24 protein-coding genes, 2 tRNA genes and 1 rRNA gene are annotated in these 23,359 nt (G+C 35.1%); 8 read left to right on the top strand and 19 right to left on the bottom strand.

Annotated features, from left to right (window positions below; all coding sequences use genetic code 11):
* The 4 genes from fsa to ACW9XA_RS02105 form a co-directional block, all read right to left on the bottom strand.
* On the bottom strand, positions 1–672 hold the full coding sequence (gene fsa, locus ACW9XA_RS02090; RefSeq protein ID WP_457762769.1) for a fructose-6-phosphate aldolase: 672 nt from the start codon (positions 670–672) through the stop codon (positions 1–3).
* Entirely contained in the window at positions 669–1,643 is a 975-nt protein-coding gene (locus ACW9XA_RS02095; protein WP_457762770.1) for a transketolase family protein, read from the bottom strand. Before ACW9XA_RS02095 ends, fsa begins: the two co-directional genes overlap by 4 nt.
* Positions 1,640–3,307 carry a ribulose-phosphate 3-epimerase gene (locus tag ACW9XA_RS02100; protein WP_457762771.1) on the bottom strand — a complete coding sequence of 556 codons (1,668 nt, stop codon included), beginning with the start codon at positions 3,305–3,307 and terminating at the stop codon, positions 1,640–1,642. The genes ACW9XA_RS02095 and ACW9XA_RS02100 overlap by 4 nt, the downstream gene beginning before the upstream one ends.
* A gap of 93 nt (positions 3,308–3,400) precedes the next feature.
* Complete coding sequence (locus ACW9XA_RS02105) at positions 3,401–3,964, bottom strand: YkgJ family cysteine cluster protein (RefSeq protein ID WP_457762772.1); 564 nt, start codon at positions 3,962–3,964, stop codon at positions 3,401–3,403.
* A 67-nt stretch (positions 3,965–4,031) separates the two neighbouring features.
* Here ACW9XA_RS02105 and ACW9XA_RS02110 point away from each other — a divergent pair, with 67 nt between their 5' ends.
* Both ACW9XA_RS02110 and ACW9XA_RS02115 read left to right on the top strand, forming a co-directional pair.
* Positions 4,032–4,406: a hypothetical protein gene (locus tag ACW9XA_RS02110; protein ID WP_457762773.1), complete on the top strand. Its 375-nt coding sequence runs from the start codon at positions 4,032–4,034 to the stop codon at positions 4,404–4,406.
* Positions 4,407–4,440: 34 nt separating this feature from the next.
* Entirely contained in the window at positions 4,441–5,910 is a 1,470-nt protein-coding gene (locus tag ACW9XA_RS02115; protein ID WP_457762774.1) for a leucyl aminopeptidase, read from the top strand.
* 2 nt (positions 5,911–5,912) lie between these two features.
* Here ACW9XA_RS02115 and ACW9XA_RS02120 read toward each other — a convergent pair whose 3' ends face one another.
* Together ACW9XA_RS02120 and rrf are read right to left on the bottom strand one after the other, a co-directional pair.
* Positions 5,913–6,050, bottom strand: a complete 138-nt coding sequence (locus ACW9XA_RS02120; RefSeq protein ID WP_016940033.1) for a hypothetical protein — start codon at positions 6,048–6,050, stop codon at positions 5,913–5,915.
* A 45-nt stretch (positions 6,051–6,095) separates the two neighbouring features.
* Positions 6,096–6,215, bottom strand: a 5S ribosomal RNA gene (gene rrf, locus ACW9XA_RS02125).
* 92 nt (positions 6,216–6,307) lie between these two features.
* Between rrf and ACW9XA_RS02130 the strand changes: the two genes are divergently transcribed.
* Together ACW9XA_RS02130 and ACW9XA_RS02135 are read left to right on the top strand one after the other, a co-directional pair.
* Positions 6,308–8,095, top strand: a complete 1,788-nt coding sequence (locus ACW9XA_RS02130; RefSeq protein ID WP_457762775.1) for a ribosome biogenesis/translation initiation ATPase RLI — start codon at positions 6,308–6,310, stop codon at positions 8,093–8,095.
* 5 nt (positions 8,096–8,100) lie between these two features.
* Positions 8,101–8,928 (top strand): class I SAM-dependent methyltransferase, encoded by an 828-nt coding sequence (locus ACW9XA_RS02135; RefSeq protein WP_457762861.1) that lies wholly within the window; start codon positions 8,101–8,103, stop codon positions 8,926–8,928.
* Position 8,929: 1 nt separating this feature from the next.
* On the opposite strand, the gene ACW9XA_RS02140 is transcribed toward ACW9XA_RS02135, so the two are convergent.
* A complete protein-coding gene (locus tag ACW9XA_RS02140) occupies positions 8,930–9,148 on the bottom strand; it encodes a transcriptional regulator (RefSeq protein WP_182129962.1) in 219 nt (72 codons plus the stop codon).
* A gap of 37 nt (positions 9,149–9,185) precedes the next feature.
* The gene (gene rimI / locus ACW9XA_RS02145; protein WP_457762776.1) at positions 9,186–9,683 is read right to left on the bottom strand and encodes a ribosomal protein S18-alanine N-acetyltransferase; all 498 of its coding nucleotides are present in this window, start codon (positions 9,681–9,683) and stop codon (positions 9,186–9,188) included.
* 73 nt (positions 9,684–9,756) lie between these two features.
* On the opposite strand from rimI, the gene ACW9XA_RS02150 reads away from it, so the two are divergent.
* Entirely contained in the window at positions 9,757–10,866 is a 1,110-nt protein-coding gene (locus ACW9XA_RS02150; RefSeq protein WP_457762777.1) for a site-2 protease family protein, read from the top strand.
* On the opposite strand, the gene ACW9XA_RS02155 is transcribed toward ACW9XA_RS02150, so the two are convergent.
* The gene (locus ACW9XA_RS02155) at positions 10,858–11,940 is read right to left on the bottom strand and encodes a transcriptional regulator (RefSeq protein WP_457762778.1); all 1,083 of its coding nucleotides are present in this window, start codon (positions 11,938–11,940) and stop codon (positions 10,858–10,860) included. The genes ACW9XA_RS02150 and ACW9XA_RS02155 overlap by 9 nt on opposite strands.
* Before the next feature lie 50 nt (positions 11,941–11,990).
* On the opposite strand from ACW9XA_RS02155, the gene pyrE reads away from it, so the two are divergent.
* Positions 11,991–12,596 (top strand): orotate phosphoribosyltransferase, encoded by a 606-nt coding sequence (gene pyrE / locus ACW9XA_RS02160; protein WP_457762779.1) that lies wholly within the window; start codon positions 11,991–11,993, stop codon positions 12,594–12,596.
* A gap of 113 nt (positions 12,597–12,709) precedes the next feature.
* Here pyrE and ACW9XA_RS02165 read toward each other — a convergent pair.
* Positions 12,710–12,783 (bottom strand) — tRNA-Ile (locus ACW9XA_RS02165).
* 41 nt (positions 12,784–12,824) lie between these two features.
* The gene (locus ACW9XA_RS02170) at positions 12,825–13,457 is read right to left on the bottom strand and encodes a TenA family transcriptional regulator (protein WP_457762780.1); all 633 of its coding nucleotides are present in this window, start codon (positions 13,455–13,457) and stop codon (positions 12,825–12,827) included.
* An 80-nt stretch (positions 13,458–13,537) separates the two neighbouring features.
* Between ACW9XA_RS02170 and ACW9XA_RS02175 the strand changes: the two genes are divergently transcribed.
* Both ACW9XA_RS02175 and ACW9XA_RS02180 read left to right on the top strand, forming a co-directional pair.
* Positions 13,538–13,616: transfer RNA gene (locus tag ACW9XA_RS02175), tRNA-Glu, on the top strand.
* Positions 13,617–13,658: 42 nt separating this feature from the next.
* Positions 13,659–14,510 carry a polyprenyl synthetase family protein gene (locus ACW9XA_RS02180; RefSeq protein WP_457762781.1) on the top strand — a complete coding sequence of 284 codons (852 nt, stop codon included), beginning with the start codon at positions 13,659–13,661 and terminating at the stop codon, positions 14,508–14,510.
* Here the strand turns inward: ACW9XA_RS02180 and ACW9XA_RS02185 are convergent.
* Genes ACW9XA_RS02185 through ACW9XA_RS02220 form a run of 8 tightly spaced genes read right to left on the bottom strand, consistent with a single transcriptional unit; the run spans position 14,500 to position 23,358 of the window.
* Positions 14,500–15,984 (bottom strand): NADH-quinone oxidoreductase subunit N, encoded by a 1,485-nt coding sequence (locus ACW9XA_RS02185; RefSeq protein ID WP_300327020.1) that lies wholly within the window; start codon positions 15,982–15,984, stop codon positions 14,500–14,502. The genes ACW9XA_RS02180 and ACW9XA_RS02185 overlap by 11 nt on opposite strands.
* Positions 15,985–15,996: 12 nt before the next feature.
* Positions 15,997–18,075, bottom strand: coding sequence for an NADH-quinone oxidoreductase subunit 5 family protein (locus ACW9XA_RS02190; protein WP_457762782.1), 2,079 nt, complete (start codon positions 18,073–18,075; stop codon positions 15,997–15,999).
* 3 nt (positions 18,076–18,078) lie between these two features.
* Positions 18,079–19,632 carry a complex I subunit 4 family protein gene (locus tag ACW9XA_RS02195; protein ID WP_457762783.1) on the bottom strand — a complete coding sequence of 518 codons (1,554 nt, stop codon included), beginning with the start codon at positions 19,630–19,632 and terminating at the stop codon, positions 18,079–18,081.
* Positions 19,632–19,937 carry an NADH-quinone oxidoreductase subunit NuoK gene (nuoK, locus tag ACW9XA_RS02200; protein ID WP_014964447.1) on the bottom strand — a complete coding sequence of 102 codons (306 nt, stop codon included), beginning with the start codon at positions 19,935–19,937 and terminating at the stop codon, positions 19,632–19,634. The genes ACW9XA_RS02195 and nuoK overlap by 1 nt, the downstream gene beginning before the upstream one ends.
* Positions 19,918–20,430 (bottom strand): NADH-quinone oxidoreductase subunit J family protein, encoded by a 513-nt coding sequence (locus ACW9XA_RS02205; protein ID WP_300325313.1) that lies wholly within the window; start codon positions 20,428–20,430, stop codon positions 19,918–19,920. The genes nuoK and ACW9XA_RS02205 overlap by 20 nt, the downstream gene beginning before the upstream one ends.
* Complete coding sequence (locus ACW9XA_RS02210) at positions 20,423–20,920, bottom strand: NADH-quinone oxidoreductase subunit I (RefSeq protein ID WP_014964445.1); 498 nt, start codon at positions 20,918–20,920, stop codon at positions 20,423–20,425. The genes ACW9XA_RS02205 and ACW9XA_RS02210 overlap by 8 nt, the downstream gene beginning before the upstream one ends.
* Complete coding sequence (gene nuoH, locus ACW9XA_RS02215) at positions 20,920–22,221, bottom strand: NADH-quinone oxidoreductase subunit NuoH (protein ID WP_457762784.1); 1,302 nt, start codon at positions 22,219–22,221, stop codon at positions 20,920–20,922. The genes ACW9XA_RS02210 and nuoH overlap by 1 nt, the downstream gene beginning before the upstream one ends.
* Positions 22,222–23,358 (bottom strand): NADH-quinone oxidoreductase subunit D, encoded by a 1,137-nt coding sequence (locus tag ACW9XA_RS02220; protein ID WP_300325321.1) that lies wholly within the window; start codon positions 23,356–23,358, stop codon positions 22,222–22,224. It lies immediately after the preceding gene.
* Between the last annotated feature and the right edge of the window lies 1 nt (position 23,359).

Consider the following 23,359-nt stretch of genomic DNA (forward strand, 5'->3'; position numbering starts at 1 on the left):
CTATATTTTGATATCAGGATTTCCAGACTTTAGTTTGTCCCAATCAGCAAGGAAATTTTCTAAACCAATTTTTGTCAAAGGATGCTGTAACATTTTATCCAAAACTGTAGGAGGCAATGTAACAACATCTGCACCAATTTTTGCAGCATCAATTACATGTAAAGGATGACGTACACTTGCAACAAGAATTTGTGTGTTTAGAGTATCTTTATAGTGCTCAAAAATTTCTTTAATTTCTTTAATTAGTTCCATCCCATTTTGTCCAATATCATCTAATCTTCCAATAAATGGACTAACATATTTTGCACCAGATTTTGCTGCAAGCAAAGCTTGATTTGCAGAAAATACCAATGTGACATTTACAGGAATTCCTTCAGATGATAGAGATTTGCATGCTTTAAGACCATCAGGAGTCATAGGAACTTTCACTACAACATTTTCTCCATATTGACGAAGACGTTTGCCTTCTTCCACCATTCCAGAATATTCAGTACTAACAACTTCTAAACTCACATCACCTTTGATAATTTTTGTAATCTCTTCCATTGCATCCTTTGGATTACCACCTTCTTTTGACATGAGTGAAGGATTGGTGGTAATACCATCTAACAGTCCCATGTCATTGAATTTTCTGATTGATTCAAGGTTAGCAGTGTCTAGAAAAATTTTCATAATTTTTTACTCCTAATTTCTTTGACTTGTTTTGCCATATTAAAAGATGTTATTCCGTGTTTTTCTAAGAGTAATGGGATTTCATTATCACGTGCAGATTCTCCAAACATATCTTGGGCTCCAATTCTCTTTATAGGTACAGGGTAAGATTCAGAGACAGATTCTGCAACTGCAGAACCCATTCCACCGATAATATTATGTTCCTCAGTTGTTACAATGCAGCCAGTTTCTCTAGCAGCTTTTTCCAATAATTGATTATCAATTGGTTTGATTGAAAACATATCTAAAACTCTACAAGAAATTCCTTCTTGCTGTAATGATTCAGCAGCCTCTAAAGCCATTCTGACAGTTGTGCCACATGCAACAATAGTACAATCAGAACCATCCCTCATTGTGATTCCTTTTCCAATTTGAAATTCCTGGGAATCAGAATGAACTAATGGGGTTGCAGATCTTGCCATCCTCATGTAAAATGGGCCATATTCATTTGCCATTAATCGAGTTAATTTTGAAACGGCAACAGTGTCAGCAGGAATAAAAACTCGAAAATTTGGAATGACTCTCATAATTGCAATATCTTCAATTTGTTGATGAGAACCACCATCAGGGCCTACAGACAAACCACCATGAGAGGTAACCAATTTCACGTTAAGACCTTTTTTTCCAGGAGGTGATGGATAAGCAATATTGTTTCGAATTTGATCAACTGCTCTACCGGGTAAAAATATAGCATATGTACTTGCAAAAGATGTTTTTCCAGACACAGCTAATCCAGCTGAGATAGTAACAAGATTTGCTTCAGCAATACCTACATTAAAAAATCTATCAGGAAACTCTTTCCCAAATCCAGAAGTTTTAAGTGAATCAGTAGTGTCTGCACCCAAGACAACAATGTTTGGATTTTCTTTTCCTAGTTGAATTAGTGATTTTGAATATTCTGAGCGCATGTCAGTCATTATTGGTTCATTCAAAGATATCCTGCCTCCTGTGCAATTTTTTTAAGTTGTTCTTGTTTTTCTCCAATTACATGCAATCCAATCCATTTGTTTACCAAGTCTATTCCACCTAATTCATTTGCTTTTTCAAGTAAGACTCGTCTTCTTGATTTCAATATCTCAGTTCTGAAATCTCTGATGGCGGCTCTAACATCTTGCTGTCCAATAATGGCACCACCTCCAACAAAAGCTCTTGCTCCATCAGCAAATACAGAGCCAATATTTTCAAGATTAACACCCCCATCAGCCTCAATATAGCCTGAAAAATTATGTTCCTTTAGAATAGAGTTTAATCTAGTCATTTTTGTGTGTGTTTCTTCAATGTATTTTTGGCCTGATTTTCCAGGTACAACAGACATTACAATTATCTGATCAAGAGAAGGTAAAAATTTGTAAGACCATTCAGGTAATTCAGTTTCAGGATTTATTGAAAAACCAACACCTACTTGATTTTGTTTTAACAGATCATGAATTTCACCAAAACTAGACTCATCAGTAACTTCTGCATGAACAGTGATAATGTCACTGCCAGCATCGATGTAGTCTTTTACATGTCTAACAGGATCATTGATCATCAAGTGAGTATCAAAAGGAATTACTGTCAAAGGTCTTAATTCTTTGATTTTGTTATGATCAAAAGTTTTTGTCGGAACAAACTGTCCATCCATTACATCTAGATGGATGTAATCTGCTCTACCTGACACGCATCGTTTAATTTCATTTTCTAAATTTGTCATATCACCTGCAATAATTGATGGCGAAATCATGAATTGTGAATCCAATTCAAGATCAATTATTGGAACAACATCTGAATCAGGAGCTTTTCCATGCCATTGGGGATTGTCTTCCATATGCTCTACAGATTTTCCCTTTATTGTTCTAGAAATGATTATTGTAGGCACGCCTTTTGTAGCATTTGCTTTTGCAATTGCTGCATCGATTTGTTCTATTCGATGTCCATCAATTTCAATCACATTCCAACCAAATGAACGCCATTTATCACCTGTCTTCCAACGTGATGCATCCTTCCACATTTCAGATATGTCATCTCCCTCCAATTTTTCATCAAGAGGCATAACTTTTTCAGTGTATGAATCCTGTTGAATGAAATTTCTATCAAGAAAAGCAGTTAGATTATCAACTTTGTATTTTGAAGCAGTCATTGCAGCCTCCCAAACTTGTCCTTCATCAGATTCCCCATCTCCAATAATTGTATAGACATGATGATTCTTAGAATCAATTTTTGCTGCCAGTCCAATTCCAATAGAATAAGATAATCCAGTACCCAAAGAACCGCCACAAAATTCTACACCAGGACATTTCAGATCAGGATGCCCCTGTAGCCTACTGCCAAATTTTCTTAATGTTTCAATTTCAGATTCTGGAAAATATCCTGCAACTGCCATGTTAGAAAACAATCCAGGAGCAGCATGTCCTTTTGATAGAACTAAACGATCCCGGTCTTCCCATTGGGGATTTTTAGGATCAAATTTCAGATATTTGTTAAATAAACAACCCAATATTTCAGCCATGGAAAAAGAACCCCCAGGATGACCAGATCCAGCAGCATTGGTTCCTTTAATGACTAATTTTCGGGCCCTAAGAATATTTTTCTTAATTTGATAATAATTGAGCCCCATTTGCAACGTTATACTTGCAAATTGAATAAAAATCTACTTCTAAAGAAAATACTAATTCAAAAACTGAAAGAGAGATCATAATTCAAAAAACAATCAAGATGTCATAGAAGAGTTTACTTTATCTAACATAAATTTCAGAAACACAGACAAGGGTTTCCCCCAATGTTTTGTATTCCATTCTTTGACAAGTTCATCATAAAACTTCCATTCAAATTCATCTTTTTTCAGATGAGATATCATCATTTTTTCAAATTCTGCAATATTCCAATCTACCGGACACATCATACTAGTCATCTGGTTTAATTTTCCATTTTTCATTTCAAATGGATATGATTTACATACACTAGGTTTGATTTCATTTACGGTACATCTAAAGAAATCTTTATGTTCTTCAAGAAATTCACATGTGCCATTATTTTGTTTCAATGCGAGATCTATTAGACCTTCTTTTACGTTAATTCCTAAAGAATAATCCTTTGCGCCATAGAGTTCTAAAAAATTTTCAGGCGCCAATCCCAATCCAGTAGTGAGGCGATAAACGTCGTGAGCATTGACAAATATGACATATTCTTTACAGCAATTTGTATGACATGAAATACAAGGGAATTCTTCAGTCTTAGTATTATTAAAATCAGGATTTTCAGAGATGGATTTCATAAATAATCAAAATTAATTTCATGTATAAGTTTGTAAAATTTTAATTTGATCGTTGCTATGTACAATTATGGAAATTAAAGAGAATATTCCAATTGTGTTATATGATAATCAATGCTATTTGTGTGTAAAATTTGCAAAAATCATTAATTTTTTTGCTAGAGGAAAAATTACAATGGTAGGACACTATTCAGAATTTGGTAAAAAAATTCGAGATGAAATATTAGATGAATCAGCTTTGGATATGTTTTGGTTAATTTGTAAGAAAAGAGCATATGGAGGAAGAGCAGCATTGATCCCATTAATAAAATCTATTTTATCTGAAAAAACAGAAAAATCATTCTTAATTGGAAATGAAGTATGTAATGAAGATTGTAAAACGATTAAATCGGTGTTTGTCAGATCATCTAGTCTAATTACAAATAGCAAAATTATAGATTGGTAGTAAATCTAAATATTACTACAAAAAATAGAATATAGTGAAAATAAAAATAGAAAATTCTTCAAAGAAGACCAGTCTTCTATGTGGATTTGTACTAGAAAATACTAGCAAAGTTTTAGGACTGCCAAAGTTTGACACTAAAACTACCGTTGCTATCAATCAATCTCTTAAAGATATGGAAGGAAAATTGGGAAAGATGAACATAGTTCCATTATCTGAAAAAAAACCCATACAAAGAATACTTCTTGCAGGGATAGGCAAAAAAGAAAATCTAACAAACGATACAATAAGATTTGTTTCAGGTAAAATTGCTCAAAAAGCTAGAGAACTAAAATTGAAAGAATTTTCCATTGTTTCTCCTCCTAGTTTTATTCATGATCCAATTTCCACAGTTTCTCAAATAGTTGAAGGTACTAAAATGGCTCTTTACAAATTTGATAAATTCAAAGCAGAGAAGACAGAGCCCTCTCCTGACCTAATCATAATCGTTTCAAAATCAACAAAAATTTCTAAAATCATCAAGACATCTGAAATTGTAGCAGATGGTGCAATTTTTACTAAAAGTATTGCCAACCTACCTCCTAACGAATGCACTCCTACAACATTAGCAAATTTTTCAAAAACTATTGCTAAAAAGAATAAAATGAGATGCAATGTAATTTCCGAGCCTGAATTAAAGAAGAAAGGTTTCGGAGGAATTTCAGCAGTAGGTCAAGGAAGTAAAAATCAACCAAAATTAATTATTTTAGAACATAATCATGGGCCAAAAAACGAGAAACCAATTGTACTGGTAGGAAAAGCAGTGACATTTGATACAGGAGGCATTTCGTTAAAACCGGGAAGCGCAATGGACGAAATGAAATTTGACAAATGTGGCGGATGTACAGTACTAGGAATAATGAAAGCAGTTTCAGAATTAAAATTACCACTCAATATTGTTGGAATCATTCCATCAGTAGAAAATATGCCTGGTGGGGAATCATATAGACCCGGAGACATCATAAAGTTGTACAGTGGAAAAACAGCGGAGATTCTAAATACAGATGCGGAAGGTAGATTGATTCTAGCTGACGCATTGTCGTATGGAGAAAAACAATATTCTCCAAAAGCAATTATTGATTTTGCAACTCTTACAGGTGCATGTATTGTAGCACTTGGCACCAATGTGGCAGCAATAGTATCAAATGATGAAAAGCTGACAAAGAAAATTTGTGAATCTTCTAAAAGAACTACAGAGGAAATATGGGAACTTCCATTAAACCAAGACTATATGGATATGATAAAATCGGATGTGGCAGATATGAAAAATGTGGGAATAGGTAGAGCGGCTGGAACTATTACAGCTGCAGCATTTTTGAAAAATGCAATTGAAAAAACACCATGGGCTCATATTGATATTGCAGGAGTTGCATGGACACAAGGAGCTACAAAAGAAAAATCGTATAATCCAAAAGGAGCTACAGGTTTTGGAGTAAGATTGATTTTAGATTATCTACAGAGACTTTGAAACTAGTATCCCCTACTATTTCTGTCAGGGGTTCCAACGTTAGGATTTCTCCAACCATGTTTTTCCATCATGTGATTTAGTAATCTAATATCATTATCACATATTTCTCCACAAACACTACAGTTAGGCATTGAATTCATATCAATCCAATCTAGTCGATATTAAAAGATTGGTTGAAGAATAGAAAATGCCAGCACTGTTGCTTCCCAAGAGCTCTCGCATCTTAGTAGCACAACAGCGACGTCAGGTTTGACTTCCAAGTTCGGAACGGGATTGGGTCGCACCCTAACGCTATGGCCGGCTTGAAATTACATGTCAAATTCTCATCTATTAACGTAACGCCAGATTTCAAAATGCTCAAAATAGGTATAAAGCAAAGAAAATATCCGATTACAACATGACTCACAGAGTAGCAGTTTTAGATCAAGATCTATGTCAGCCACAAAAATGCGGTTTAGAGTGTATAAAATATTGCCCAGTCAACAAATCAGGCGCAGAATGTGTTACAATTAATGAAGAATCAAAAAAAGCTCAGATTGATGAGAATATTTGTAATGGTTGTGGAATTTGTGTCAAAGTATGTCCATTTGATGCAATAACAATTGTCAATCTAGCAAGTGAGTTAGCTACAGACAAAATCCACCAATATGGGATGAATTCATTTCGACTTTACAAATTACCCACACCAAAAAAAGGAGAGGTTGTGGGATTATTAGGAAGAAATGGAATGGGTAAAAGTACAGTAGTCAACATACTATCAGGAAACCTTAAACCAAATTTGGGAAGATATGAAAATCCGCCGGAATGGGATGAAATTTTAAAACATTATAGTGGAACAGAACTAAAACAACATTTTGAAAAAATTGAACAAAAACAAATTAGAGCATCAATTAAACCACAACAAGTTCATCATATTGCTCAAGCATTTGAAGGAACAGGTAAAGAACTTCTTGACAAGTATGATGAACGAGGCGTATCAAGAGAACTGATCAAGGAATTAGGATTACAAAATTCTATGGAACAGAGCTTAAAGGAATTAAGCGGAGGGGAATTACAAAGAATTGCTGTTGCTGCTGCTGCATCAAAAGACACAGAGTTTTACTTTTTTGATGAACCATCATCTTACAACGATGTATTTCAAAGAACCGGAGTTGCAAGAGTAATTCAAAATTTAGCAAAAATTGGAAAAAGCGTTATGGTAGTAGAACATGATTTGACATTATTAGATTTTCTAAGTGATTATATCGAAGTATTGTATGGAGAGCCTACAGCATATGGAATTGTTTCAAGTATTTTATCTACAAAAGTTGGAATCAATGTTTTCCTTGATGGATATTTACCAAATGAAAATGTAAGATTTAGAGATAAAAAATTCTCTTTTGATGTTTCATCTTCAGTTACAGATATTTTTCAAGAAGGAAGCGATATTCTCACGTATCCTAAACTAGAAAAAAAATACCCTTCATTTTCAGTAACAATTGAGCCTGGGAGAGTAAGAAAAGGAGAAGTTTTAGGAATAATGGGTGCAAATGCACTTGGTAAAACAACCATGATGAAAATGATTGCGGGAGTTGAAAAACCAGATACAGGTAGTATTGATAAAAAAATAAAGATAGCATACAAACCACAATATCTTCAAAATGATTTAGATGTAGAAGTCATATCAGTTTTAGATAAAGCAAATGGGAATCCAGTTGAAGGCAGTATGGAAGAGGAACAAATACTTGATCCATTAAAAATAAAGAAATTATACAATAAATCAATCAAAAATCTTTCTGGAGGTGAACTGCAAAAAGTAGCTGTTGCATCATGTCTCTTACAAAAAGTTGATCTGTATGCATTAGATGAGCCATCAGCATTTTTAGATGTTGAAGATAGAATCGCAGTTGCAAAATTTTTACAAAAGTTTGTTCGTTCTTTTGGAAAATCAGCAATAATTATTGATCATGATCTACAACTTATGGATCTTATTTCAGATTCAATGATAATATTTGAGGGAGAATCTGGTTCTGCAGGAATTGCTACATCACCTATGTCAAAAGCAGATGCCATGAATAGATTCCTAAAATCATTGGATATGTCATTTAGAAGAGATGAAAAAAGTCTAAGACCTCGTGTAAACAAATTAGAAAGTAGATTAGATAAAGATCAAAAATCATCAGGAAATTTCTATTACAAGCATTGACTCGGATGCTAAAAAAAGCACTAGAAAATGTGCTCACAGAAGAAGAAAGCAATGAATTAATTTCAGCATTTGATCAAATTGGGGAAATAATTATTGTAAGAATTCCAGACTCATTACTCTCAAAAAAAGAAATTATTGGAAGAGCATTGTTCGACGAGGTAAAAATTGTAAGGAGTGTATTCTACCAAGCATCTGCAGTAGAAGGAGAATTTCGTACAAGAGATCTTGAGATTCTTGCAGGAGAAGACAATACAGAAACAGAATACAAAGAATTTGGCTGTAGATTTAAGGTGGATGTAAAAAATGCATTTTTTTCACCTAGATTATCCACAGAAAGAGAAAGAATTGCCAATTTGATCCAAGATGGAGAGATAATGACTAACATGTTTGCAGGAATTGGAATGTTTTCAATCATGGCAGCAAAAAAGAAGAAATGTACCGTGTATAGCCTTGACATAAATCCAGTTGCTTCAAAATTATGTGATGTAAATAGCAGCCTAAACAAACTTGCAGGAAATGTGATATCCATAAACGGGGATGCAACTGAAATTATCAATAATCAGTTAATTGACAAGTCAGATAGAACATTGATGTTATTACCAGAAAGATCTGATGAGTTTTTAGAATCTGCAATCAAGACAACTAAAAGTGAAGGAATTATTCATTATTATTCACACATCCATGCAGATAAAAAATCAGAAGCAGGAAAATTATCAGAAGAGCACTTTCTAAATGTCACCCCAGTCAAATCAGAAATTCTAGATTCAAAAATTGTTAGACCAGTAGGTCCAAGATATTATCAAACAGTTGTAGATGTGAAAATTTTCAAATGAATTAATCTTCAGATGTAATTGAAGCAGGTGAAGGTTTTGTTGTAGCCATTACATATCCAATCCATGCAATAACTCCCAAAATTCCACCGGCAATCATTAGTACAGATAGTTGCAATACAATTGGACTCCATTCAGACAACATTAACAAATATGCATAAAGGAAAAATCCTCCAATACAAAGGACAAAGATAGTAACGCCCATCCCTTTTCGTTTATCCATGGCGAAGAATTTTTTGTGAGTTATTTATTGGTTTGAACTATTGTAATTCAATTGCCATAAGATATGCATCTTCACCGTCTCTATAATAGGCGTTTAATTGTTGACGAATTACAAATCCAAGATTTTCATATAATCGCACAGCTTCATTGTTACTACATCTTACTTCTAAATAGAATTCATCACATTTTCTTAATTTTACACCTTTTACAGATTCTTCAACAAGTGCTTTCCCAATACCTTTTCTTCTATGTTCTTCAAGAACTGCTATGGAAACAACATGTCCTTTTTTGACAAAGCCTAGTTTCTTAAAATTTGAAAATCCAAATTCAGTTTTACACATAATATATCCAACATATTTTCCGCCAATTTCTGCAACAATGAAAGCCTCTGGAAGTTCAGCAAGTAGACTCTCATAGAAATAATCAGAATAGTGTTCTGGAAGAGTTTTTAGATTGATTTCCATTACAGAGATCAGATCGCTTGGTTCTGCTCGTCTGATATTACAATCTCCCAATTGTCTAAGAATAACTTGCATAATGATAATGAGTATTATCAATATTTAATTTTAAACCAAAAGTCCATTTAATGGAAAAATCTATCGTTAAGAGATGGAAGATCCCTCACAAGAAGACATTATTTCATTAGTCAATACCCTATTTCGGGTCAGTGATTTTAACAAAACAGAATTTTCACTAGAATTTAGAATAGAAGATGAGGATTTTAAATCAAAGTTTGAAGGCTTAGCTAGAAAATTAGAAAATATGAGATATGTCTGTAAATTAGAAAAAATGGAAGATGGTGGATTATATGTAATCATTCAAAAATTTTCTCCAAAAAAACAGAGAAAATGGATGAGCACTTCATGGACTCCAAGGATATTGTTTGCTATTGTTGTTTCATTTGTAATGATTGACGGATATTATAGAACATCTGGAACAAATTCAATTGTAGAGATAGGGGATCCGTTTGAAATGGCAGCAGTTTACACATTGTCATTACTTGGGATTTTAGGAATTCATGAATTAGGTCACATTATTGCTGCAAAAGCACATGGTCTAAAAACTACTTGGCCATATTTTATTCCAGGACTTCCAGTTATAGGCATACCAACATTTGGTGCATTTATTCAATCAAGAGGACTAACAATTAATCGAGAAATATTATTTGATGTTGCTATTGCAGGACCTATTGCAGGATTAGTAATTGCAATAATAGTTTCAGTTTATGCTGCATATACTGCACCTATTTTAGATGCTGAAATTGCTGCAGGGCTTTTTGAAGAGTCCAGATTAATGGAATGGAATCAAGGAGAACCATTACTTATGACTGCAAGCTTGGCTTTGTTTGGAAAAGGAGGTTCAGGCTATGAAGTTTTAATGACGCCAGTAATGTTTGCGGCGTGGATTGGTTTCTTAATCACATTTTTGAATTTATTGCCTGCATGGCAATTAGATGGAGGCCACATGGCAAGAACATTACTTGGAGTAAAATTACATAGATATGCAACTTTTGCAAGTATGGGGATTCTCGTTTTGTTGAATTATTGGTTAATGGCAATTCTAATTCTAATTATGAGTTCAAGAAATCCTAGTGCAATGCCATTAGATGACGTTTCACCACTTTCAAGAAATAGAAAACTTGCATATATTGGAATTATAGGTTTAGCAATTTTGTGTGCACCATTGCCATCAGATTTTTTGCCTATGATTTTACCTTAACAAAAGCCTTGCACCATCAGTAACTACTGCAACTTTCTGACGAGTTCCTTGAGTTTTTAAAATATAATCCATAGAATATTTTATTCCAGGCATAGAAATCATGTTGAGTTTCTTTGCATAAAATTCAGGCAGAATTGAAACTAATCCAATTTGAAATTTCTTTTGTATTTCAGAAAGAAACAACAAATCTTCCATTCCATTAATGTATTTAGTAGGATTGCGTAGTTGTTCTATAGACAATCTATCTTCAATGTATTGCTGTAATGCATCAGAACCTAATCCACCTTTGCATTCAGCTACTAAAATAGCAAGACCATCTTTTTTGATTGCATTAGAACAATTCCAAAGAGAAGAAAATGAATTCCCCAGATTGTCATTACTTGCATCTTTTCCAGTGCTAATCACCATTGTTTTATGTTCGCCAATATCTTTGATAGAATTTGATTCAAGAATTTTGGTCGACGAGATAGTTTCTGAAGGATGGCCAATTGAAAAATCTACGATCCCCTCAGAATTTGCAATTATCTCTATTCCTTGAATTTCAAAATTATCAGTAAATTTTTTTGCCTCAGTCAAACTTTCTGAGTACTGTCCAGGAGTAGGAAGATTTCCTTGTCTTTTTGCATAAGCTGCAAGCATAGATTCTTGACCAAATTTTTTGATAAGACGTGTAGAAATAGTCTCATAACCAAATAATCCATTAAATTCCATTTCACCCATGAAAACAAGATTTGAGTTTTCAATTCCAACATCATCAAATTCATTAATTGAGCTTCCTTCAGGTAAACCAGATTTTACTAAATTTAGGATTTTTTTGTCAGTGAGTATTTTTGGGAAAGGTTTTGATTTTTGCTCACATAGTGTGAACAGTGAAGATATTATTTTTAGAATAGTTTTAGAATTGTGTAATACTACTAGTTCCATAGGTTTTGACAAATCAAGCGTGTTTAGTTTTTCATTGATCGCAGAATCATCTAAGATTTTACCATCAGAATCTATTTTTTGCTCTAGATTTTCAGCTTTTATATCTAAAACTACATCAGTAATTCCATAATTTAACCAGATTTCAGGCATAATTATCTCTCAATACAAAACAAAATAAATCCAGTGTAGTTAACTTTTGTATGGAATTTGTAAAAGAGTTTGCAACATTTTTGCATCAAAAAGGTATCATAAAATTTGGAGATTTTACACTGGCAAGTGGAAAACATAGTTCATACTATGTTGATTTAAGATTAGTGCCAAGTTATCCTATTGAATTTAGAAAAATGGTGAAATATCTTGAAAATCAGATTGTAGAAGATGTAGGATTAGATAATTTTGATTCAATTGTTTCTGTTCCAACAGGAGGTTTAGTAATAGCATCAGCTCTAGCGATAGAAACTGTCAAACCTCTAATCTATGTTAGAAGCAAACCAAAAGATTATGGAACATCAAAATCAGTTGAAGGAAAAATTCATGATAATATGAAAGTCCTCATGATAGATGATGTTGCCACCACAGGAGGCTCAGTTGTCAATGCAATAAAATCTCTAAAAGAAGCCAATATTTCAGTTAAGGACGCATATGTAATTGTAAATAGAATGGAGGGGGCTGATGAAGCATTATTAGAGTTGGGTGTAAAGATGCATTCTATTCTAAATATTTTACAAATCACAGAATCTCTATTTGAACAGAATCTAATTGATGAAAATGTTTTAGAAAAAGTCAAAAAACAAATCAACAAGTAAATTCATGGCAGCTCAGACAAATGCCTTCCAATCATCAATTCAGATATAACTCTGATTCTTCATTGCGGCCAGATAATTTCCAACATGCTCATTTTAAAACTAACTGAAAATAATGGGCCCGAAGGGCTTCGATCCCTTGGCTCACCGGTTATGAGCCGGTTACTCTACCAAGCTGAGTTACGGGCCCTAAGCAAAGGAATTTTTTCTTAGGTATAAAATGTTATGAGATTAACAATATTCTTCGTAGCAACTATCAAGCAACAAATTTTGTGCTGAAATTGATTTGTCTGCAATTTCAACCAAGTTGTCAAAGTCAGCTGAAGATTTTTCCAATATATTTCTCCAAGATGCTGCATGTCTAATGTCAGCTTCGGTATGAAGCTTAAAGTATTCTGTAGCATCATGGCTTGTCATTCCGTAAAATTCTGCCAATCCATCAAGTTTTGTTTGGCTGATTTTTGGAATTTCTTTTTCAAATGCATACATTGCACAAGCACCGCCATCAAAAGTATCCATCAGTTGATTAAGATCAGATACGGCCTTTTGGGTTTTTGTAGTTCCAGAATATGAAATTAATTCATCTTCAGATATTCCCAGTTCTCCTGCAAAAGCAATCCAAGGTTTGATATGATCAGATTCTTCTTGCTGATTTTCAACCAGTTCACCAACTACGGATTCTGGTGACTTTTCAATTATAGGAGTCATAAATGAAGGGACAGCTTTTACAAGTTGAAAATATTCTTTAGAATAACCTGCTAGAGATTCTTGTGTTAATTTTCCATCAGACCACATTTGGTAAAATGGGTGTTTTAGTAAACTTCTTTCTTCAATCATTTCATCAATTTTTTGTATTATATTCATGATTCATCTCCAATTACGCCAATAAAAAAATCTTTGTGGGGTACAAAAGATTTTATGATGATAAAGCAGAATTTTCATGGGTTCCAGTGGTGTAGACCGGTCAAGCATTTTGCCCTTTCAAGGCAAAGATCCCGGGTTCAAATCCCGGCTGGAGCACCAAGATTTATTTACTTATAGGAAAGTTTTTTGATCAGGCTCATCTTGGACAGGAAAAATATCGAGATAAATCCTCTGCTTGAAACCTACGGAAAATATATTCAACGAATAGATCAAGCACTAGAAAATGAACTTGCAATTTATTCTGAATCAGAGTTCATTGAACCTCTAAAATATTCCCTAGAAGGAGGTAAAAGGATCAGGCCAATTATTTTGAATTTAGCAGCTGAGAGTGTAGGTAAAATTGATGAAAATGTACTATCTGCATCTTGTGCAGTTGAATTTCTCCACATGGAATCAATAATCCACGATGATATTATTGATAATGAAACAATGAGAAGGCAAAAAGATCCTTTCCACGTCAAATATGGATACAACACAAGTGTTCTGACTGGAGATTTTGTACTTGGACTTATTCTTGCAATATCATCAAGATTAGACAATGCTAGAATCACTAAAGATTTGGCCACAACTGCCATGCTAATGAGTGAAGGAGAAATGATTGAAGGAAGATTAGAATCAAGTGAGGATGTAACATTTGACGATTATTTAAAAGTGATTGAATACAAAACTGCAGTTGCATTTGAAGTAGCAGCTAGAATAGGCGCAATTATTGCTAACGGAACAGAAGAACAAATTGAAGCATTAACTGAATATGGGAAAAATATAGGAATTGCATATCAAATCAGAGATGATTTGTTAGACTGGAAAAACGAAGACAAGTTATTCAATTTGTTGATCAAGAAAAGTTCTGATCCTAGAGATGTCTTTAACAAAATGGAAGAATTGTTAAAAGAATATTCAGAAAAAGCAAGATCTGGTTTGAGAAAAATTCCAGACAATGATGCAAAAATAAATCTAGATAATTTAATTAAATTTACTTCGTTTAAGGCATAAGACCTAAACTGATTACTGGAGTTGCAAACTCTACAAATTTCAATAAGGGTTCTGGATACACACCAAATCCAACTAAGAAGATTGTTGAGAAGATCATTACAGCAATAACAGATTTTGGTTCTGCAACTCTCTTTTCAGTTTCTCCTTCAAAGTACATTTTTCTTGTAATCCAACCATAGTAAGCAAGTGATAATGCACTGTTAAGGACACCTGCAATTGCTAGCCAAGGGGCCCACCATAAAGCAGAAGTAGCATCTAAAGCACTTCCAAATAACATCAATTTACTCCAGAATCCAGAAAGAGGAGGGACACCTGCAAGTGCAAAGAGTGCAATAACTAAACCTAGAGCAGTAATTGGCATTCTTCTTCCGAGTCCTTTTAATTTATCAATATGAGTCACTGCAAGTGTTGTAACAATTCCTGCAATTGCAATAAATGCAGCACCTTTCATCACTGCATGATTCATAATTTGATACAAAGAACCTTGTAAACCTAGAGAACTATGTGGAGCTACAGCTAGTCCAATTAGGATGTATCCTGCATGAGCAATACTAGAATATGCCAACATTCTTGAAATATTCTTTTGCATAATTGCAGCAACATTTCCTATGGTCATAGTCATTACAGCAATAATTCCAAGAGCTAAAGTCCAGTCAAGATTTAGAACAACCATTCCAAGAACTACAATTCTAATCGTTGCAGCAAATCCTGCCTTCTTTGTTGCAGCAGCAAGTAATGCAGTGATTGTAGGAGGAGCGCCTTCATAGGTATCTGGCAACCATTGATGGAATGGAACAAGTCCCATTTTGAATCCAAATCCTGCAATAAACATTCCAACTGAAAGCAATGCAAGAGGCAACAGTGAAGGATCAAGTGTTGAATAACCTTGAATGACTTCCCCAATATTTGTAGAACCTGTTAATCCATAAGATATTGAAATTCCGTAAACGATGATAGCAGAAGATAATGCACCAAACAAGAAGTATTTTAGAGCGGCTTCATTTGAGCTTGGATTCTTTTTCATGTATCCAACCAAAATGTAAGTTGGAATACTCATGAGTTCCCATGCAACAAAGAGCATTATCAAATCAGTAGAATATGCAACTAGAACCATACCAATTGTTGCAAGTAAAATTAGTGAATAGTAAACTGCAGGAGAGTTATGCTTTCTCATATAGTTGAAAGAACCAACAGTTGTGAATATCGCAACAATGAGCATTGCAATTGCAAAGAATCCACCAAAGGCATCATCTACAATTACATCATCTGAAAACAGAGCTGAAGAAGCAATATTGTCATTGATGAATTGATATCCAACATAACCCATAGATACGATTAATGCGGCGAATGCAATTACTGCATAAAATGAGTTTGAACCTTGTTCTTTCCTTGAAATGCTAATTATTGGAAGAAGAATACCAACAGTTCCCAATATTGCAATTATTATCAATGGGGTTGAAGTAATTTCTATCATTTCATAATTCTCCTATATCAGTAATATCAGAACTACGAATAGTAATCCTGCTCCAAATACGAATAGATATGATTGTGAAACACCGGTTTGAGTTCCTTGGATGACTCTAGCACTCCATCCGACTGCCTTTTGAACTCCATCATTCATACCATAATCGATGGCGGTCTTTTCAAAGTATCGGAATATTGCTCTTGCCAACCATAGTGGAGCTACTACAAAGCACCAATAGATTATTGCATTTAGATACCATCTGTTCAAGATGACTTTGTGAATTGCGTAAAAGAAAATATTTGAATTAACAAATTTGACCGGATCAACCCACCTTCCAATATAGAAGATGTAACCAAGTCCAATACCTGTAGCAAATGCTACTAATGATGAACCAAGTGCAACTGGATTAAGGCCTTGCAAGAATTCTGGTAGGATTGATGCTTCAGCAGCAACATGTTCAGAGTGAATACCAAATGAGTGTTCAAGATAATCTGTAAACAAATGATGTAATCCTTCTTCTGCAGATAATCCAATGAGCCCAATACCGATTGTAAGAACTGCAAGAATTCCATATGGTACCCACATGGACAATGATGCTTCATGAATATGATGTCCTTCTTCTTCCATCTTTTCAATGTGTTTACTCTTCTTACCAAAGAAGACCATTCCAATCATTCTTGTAGTATAGAATGCTGTAATCACAGCAGTTAGCACTGCAATAATGTAAAGTGGCATTGCCCATTCATTTCCAGATGTATAAACGGCAGCAAAGATTGCATCCTTACTCCAGAAACCTGTTGTGATAAATGGTGCACCCATCAAACCAAGACCCGCAGCCCACATGAATGCATATGTCTTCTTCATCTGTTTTCTCAAGCCTCCCATATCAGTCATGAATCTAGAACCAACAATATGCAACAGCGAGCCTGCTGCCATGAACAATGATGCTTTGAACATTGCGTGTGAAATTAAATGGAAGAATCCTGCAGTATAACCATCAACATATTGCTGAGATAATCCTGCAACACCTAATGCCATCATCATGTATCCAATTTGAGAACCAGTAGAATATGCAAGAACTTTCTTGATTTCTGGATTAACCATACCTTGCGTTGCAAGTAATAATGCAGTAATTGCACCAACCCATGCTACAATTTCAAAGAATTGATCAGCCATAATTCCTGCAGCACCTAATGCAAATACAAGTGGGCCAATTCTTGCTACCAGGAATACACCTGCTTTAACCATTGTTGCTGCGTGAATCAATGCAGAAACGGCAGTAGGGCCAGTCATTGCTTCTAGTAACCATTCGTTTAGTGGGAATTGTGCAGACTTGCCTATAGCACCACCAAATAGTAAAACAAATGCAGGAACTAGCAATCCTTGAGCAGCCATTGCAGTTGCCCAATCAGTAGAACCCATTAATTCTTTAAATCCAAATGTTCCTGCAAATAAGAAAATCAAAAGCATACCTGCAATCATCATCACATCACCAACTTTGGTCATGATGAATGCCTTCATTCCAGCATGTGTTGGAGCATAATAATCTAGCATTCCAAGAACTGTACGTCCTTCAACACCAACATGATCTTTCTTTTTATCACGATACCAAAAGCTGATCAAAGCATATGATGCAAGACCTACTCCTTCCCATCCAAAGAAGACTTGTAGCAGGTTATCAGATAAGACAATTAATTGCATTGAACCAATAAAGAACATCATCCAGAACCAGAATCTAATAATGTCTTTGTCACCTTTCATGTAACCTGTACTGTAAATCATAATCAAGAATGAAATCCAGCCAACAACATTTGCCATAATTATTGAGAGTGGATCAGCTAATACACCACCTTTAAGACCAATTGCTTCTATCCACATAATTTGATGATGTAATTCATGAGCCTCTAATGCTACTGGAATCATTGTTGCTGCAGATAATGCACTCATCAGAGCAAATGCAACTGCAACATATCCTGTTGCATGTTTTGATAATTTTCCAACACCTGGAATAATCATTGCAGCAGCAAATGGTAAAATCCAAACTAGCCAAGCGCTAAGAGTTCCAACTTCAAATGGTAATCCAAAAAACTCAGTAGCCATTATCTAAACTCCCAACACTCCACTCATGTATGGAATGATTGTCTTCAAGAAAATATCTGGATAAATACCGACTACAACTGAGAATCCTGCCAAAACCATCATTGGTGCGGTCATGTACCAACTTCCTTCCTTTACATTTTCTAGATGTTCAGGGGTCTTTCCAAAGAATACACGTTTTAGCATCCAAAGCATGTAAGACATTGTAAGTGCAGTTGCAACAAGACCCAAACCAAATGTTACAGCTCTAATTGTTGATCCTTCTTCAATGGCAGTTTCTAATGCACCGTAAAAGAGAATCCATTCACCCATGAAACCACTTGTTGGAGGAACACCCATTATTGTTAATGCGCCAATTACTGCACATACGGCAGTGATTGGCATCTTTCCCGCTAATCCTCCTAATTTTGAAATGCTTCTAGTTCCAACTTTAACAATAATAATTCCTGCCATCATGAAGAGAATGCCTTTTCCAATTCCGTGTGTCACATACATCATCTCTGCACCGGATAAGCCAAGTGAGGACATTGAGCCGATTCCAAACAAAAGATAGCCCATCTGGCTGATACTAGAATATGCTAAAAGACGTTTCAGATCATCTTGCATTAAAGCCATTGCGCCACCATAAATCATGGTGACAAGACCCCAGATATGGAACCAAATTGAGAGCTCTGCATATGTTAAAGGCAAGAATTCTACAATTAATCTAAAAAGACCATAAGCACCAATTCCAATCATTGCTGGAGACAATAACGCACTGATTGGCGTAGGTGCTGAACCATGGACATATGGAAGCCAAACATGGAACATGAATACTGCCAGTTTAACTCCAAGTCCTATAGAAATTGCAACAGCAGAATACATTGCAATATCAGCTGGAATTTCAGATTCTTTGATATCTGCAAAGTCAAAACTACCAAGAGTCAATCCTATCATCAAGAATCCTAATAGTAAAACGACTGCACCTGCGTGAGTCCAAAACAAGAACATTAAACCAATCTTTCTTCTTGGACCATCACCCCAGAGAGCAACCAAGAAGAAACCAGGAATCAACATTACTTCAAAGAAAATATAAAATTCAATCAAATTGGTGGAAAGAACTGTTCCAAGCATACCCATTGCAAAGACAAGGTATAATGCAAAGTAAAGGCCAGATTTAGCATTAACATAATCTGAGAGAGAGGATGATTCTACAATTGATGTTTGGCCACTACCAGAAGTGTTTAGTTTCTTTTCTTCTTCAAATTGCTCGTGGAATTTGTGAATCATGTATGGTTTTGAGTAAAGTGCCAAGATTGTAGATAGCACATAAATGATGATTGCAAATGGTGATGCCAATCCATCCAACAAGAAACCAAATTCACCGAACTGCTCAGTCCATGGATAATGTTCTTCTACTGTTCCAGATAGTGCTGCATTGATTACAAGGATTGTTGTGTACAATAGGATTGCAAATGTAAACCACATTGCGGGAGTTGGTCCTACTTTTCTTCCAATAATGTAAGCAACTGGCGATAAAAGTAATGGCAAGAAAACTGCCTGTAATAATGCGTATTCCATTATCCTTTCAAGCTCCTAAAGTCTGCAATATCGACATTTTGATACATACGGTAAGCTACAATGATTAATGATAATCCAACTGCAACCTCTGCTGCAGCAATTGCAATTGAAAATAATGCCATAGTTTGACCACCACTGTGAGGTAAAAATCTACCAAAAGCAACAATGTTCAAGTTTGCTGCATTGATAATTATTTCAACTGCAAATAGCATTCGGATAAAATTACGTTTAACTGCAAGGCCATAGATTCCTATGCCGAGCAAGGCAACAGATACCAAAGTGAAATCAACTAGCTCGCTGGTCATTCTCCACATCCTCTCGTTTGGCTAAAACTAGTGCACCAGTAACAGAACCTGCCAAAAGCAATCCCATGAGAATTAATGCAGGCCAATAATACGTTACAAAGTCAGTTCCTATGTCTCTAAAGTCAGTAGCAGGTTCGTCAGTAGTAATGGTCTTGATTCCTGAATCCAAGAATACTGCTCCTAAAGATACCATAACTACAAGCATCAAACCAATACCTGCAAACTTTCTTCTCTTATCTTCAATTTTTTTGAAAATTAATTCTCTCTTAACTAACATTACAGTAAACAAAATCAAGACAGCGATTGAACCAACGTATACTGCTAATTGGAATAATGCAACAAATGGTGCATCAAGCAAGAAAAAGAATCCAGCGATTCCTCCTAAAGTTCCCATCAGAGCAATGGAACCATAAATCAATGATCTTAATTCTAGTGCAGCAATTGCAGAACCAATTGTAATCACTGCAAGTGCAAGAAAAGCAGCATCAGCCATGTGTTGCACCTCTATCAGATATTTGGATTTCGCTATCCTGTGCAACATATGGTTTTACTTGAAGTTGTGCAGGAGTGTAAATCAAACCTTCTTTTGAAAATGAAGATAGTTCATAATCATTTGTCATGTAAAGCGCATAAAATGGACATGCATCGACACAAAGACCACAGAAGACACATTTTCCATAATCAATTTGTGGCATGATTGATTTTTTATTTTGTTTTTGTTCTTCTGGAACTTTTACCATTGCAATAGCTTCTGCAACACCTTCACATGCAATTGAACATAATTGACAGCCAGTACAATGATCATGAAACAACATATGTCGTCCTTTTAATCCTGCAATTCCAACACCTGTAGAGGGATCAAATTGATATCCATCACCTACAAACTTTAGTTTCTCCTCAGGATAACGAAGTGTAAATCGTTTAGTAGCAATATGTTTAATTCCTGAATTTAATGCTCGAATAATACCAGTTGCGGTTCCCATTATTGTAATCCTCCTGGTCCTAGCACTCCAGCGTAAAGCAAGCCAAGTGCAATAAAGATGTTAACGAATGCCAATCCGATTAATTTAGTCCATCCAAGATTCAATAACATGTCAACTCTGATTCTTGGGAACACACCTCTTGGTAACAAGATGAAGAATATGACACCGACGGTTTTTAGAACAAACCAAAGAGTACCATTAAGCATCTCTTGAGTAAATAATGGCAATCCAGGGAAAGGTCCTGCAACTATAGGACCCATTTCAATTCCCTTTTCAAGAAGTTCTGCTGGGAATGGAGGAACAACCATTGGGCCATTCCATCCACCCAAGAAAAGTACAACAAATAATCCTGCAAACGCATACAGTTTGAGATAAGTTCCTAATTGAACAAGTCCATACATCATTCCAGATAATTCAGTTAGCCATCCTGCTACAATCTCACTTTCTGCCTCTGGTAAATCAAATGGAATTCTTTCCAACTCAGCAAGCATTGTGATAAAGAATACAATTGCACCGACTGGTAAAAATACAATCCATGGGAAACTAGACTGACTAGCAGCAATCTCAGACAAATTAAGAGAGCCAGTTAACATTACTACTCCTAACAAAGACAGGATCAATGGAATTTCAAATGAAACCATTTGGAATAATGCTCTAATACCACCAATGAATGGGAATTTACTGTTTGCAGACCATGCAGAAAGGATTGTAATAATTGGGAAGAATCCAATTACTGCGAATACTCCAAGCAACCCCATCTCAACATCTGCAACTACCCAACCAGGAGCTACAGGAATGAATGCAACAAATGCTGCTGCAGTTGCCACAAACAATACAGGTGCAGCCCAGAAAATAGGTTTATCAGCTTTTGCTGGAATGATAATTTCTTTTGAGATTAATTTTAGACCATCGCCCATTAATTGTAAAATACCTTCTAACTTTCCACAATAGAAAGGACCAACTCTTAATTGTAATTTTGCAAGCATCTTTCTTTCAATAAAGATTGTTCCTGCTGCAATTAATGCTGCAAATCCAAATCCAGGAAATGCCATAACTCTAAAGATATCAGTTGCCATGAATGCTTTAACAATTGGAAGAATACGAGACGGATCCGCTATCCAAGTTAATGCAAGGAATGGTGTAAGTAATTCACCATCAATTACGGGCATTTCAATTACAAATAGAACCATCATAATTGCAGGAATGCCAATAAGGACTACGATAAAAATAATCCAAAATACATTATCAAGTAAAGATTTGATAAATTCACTTAGTTTGAAATTTGGTGCAATAACTGACATTTATCGGTCTGCCTCCACTGGCCAATAATTAAGACTCCAATAAACTGATGGCATATTACCTAGTTTTTCACCTCTTAGAAGATTTGGTAAAGCAATTAGATTTCTAAAGGAAGGAACACTCAACTTTACTCTATATGGTTCTGTTTTAGCATCAGAGACAATATAGCAACCCAAAGATCCTCTTCCTGATTCTACACGTTTGTAAACGGATTCAAGTCCCTTTGTTTTTGGATTTGGTTTTAATTTAACTCGTACAGATCCTGACTTTGGCATTTTTTGTAATGCTTGTCGGATAATGTTACAGCTTTCCATCATATCAAGCCATGGAATTCTAGATCTAGCATAAGAATCGCCTTCCTTCATTACATTAGTATGAACATCTAATTCATCATAGACATCATATGGTTCTTTAACTCTAAGATCATAATCAACACCACTAGCACGAAGTACAGAACCTGTTGTTCCATATCTTATTGCATCTTGTCTTGACAAAATACCAGTATCTCTAGTTCTTGAAATTAGAATAGGGTTATCATAAAACACTGCAGCGTATTCTTTGATACGTTTTTCAAAATAGTTGACTTGACGTAAACAAACATCTTCAAAGTTTGGAGGTAAGTCATTTCTAACGCCACCTGGAACAAAGTGTGCATGTGTTACTCTAGCACCCGTCATTTTTTCCATAAGATCAATCAGTAATTCACGATCTCCTGCAGGCCACATGAACATTGTAGAATGTCCCAAAAAGATACCATAGATTGCAAGCCAATACATGATGTAAATACATCGATTAAGTTCAGATGCAATTACTCTGACATATTTTGCACGTTCAGGAACTTCAATTCCAAGAAGTTCTTCTGCACCCAAGACATATGGATATAATACATTACATGAATCGTGAATTACAGGTCTTTCCAAGTGAGGAATGTTTGTAATGTAATTTCTATATTCGGCCATTTTTTCTTCTCCGCGATGAACATAGCCTGGATCAGGATCACATGCAACAATATAATCACCATCAATTTGTACAATAATTCTCATATGTCCAGAACCTGGATGTTGTGGTCCAACATTAAGAGTCATGATTCTCTCATCAACTTTTTGGAGTGCTAATCCAGGAGGTAATTCTACAGTCATC

The organism is Candidatus Nitrosopumilus sp. bin_6a (assembly GCF_054095695.1).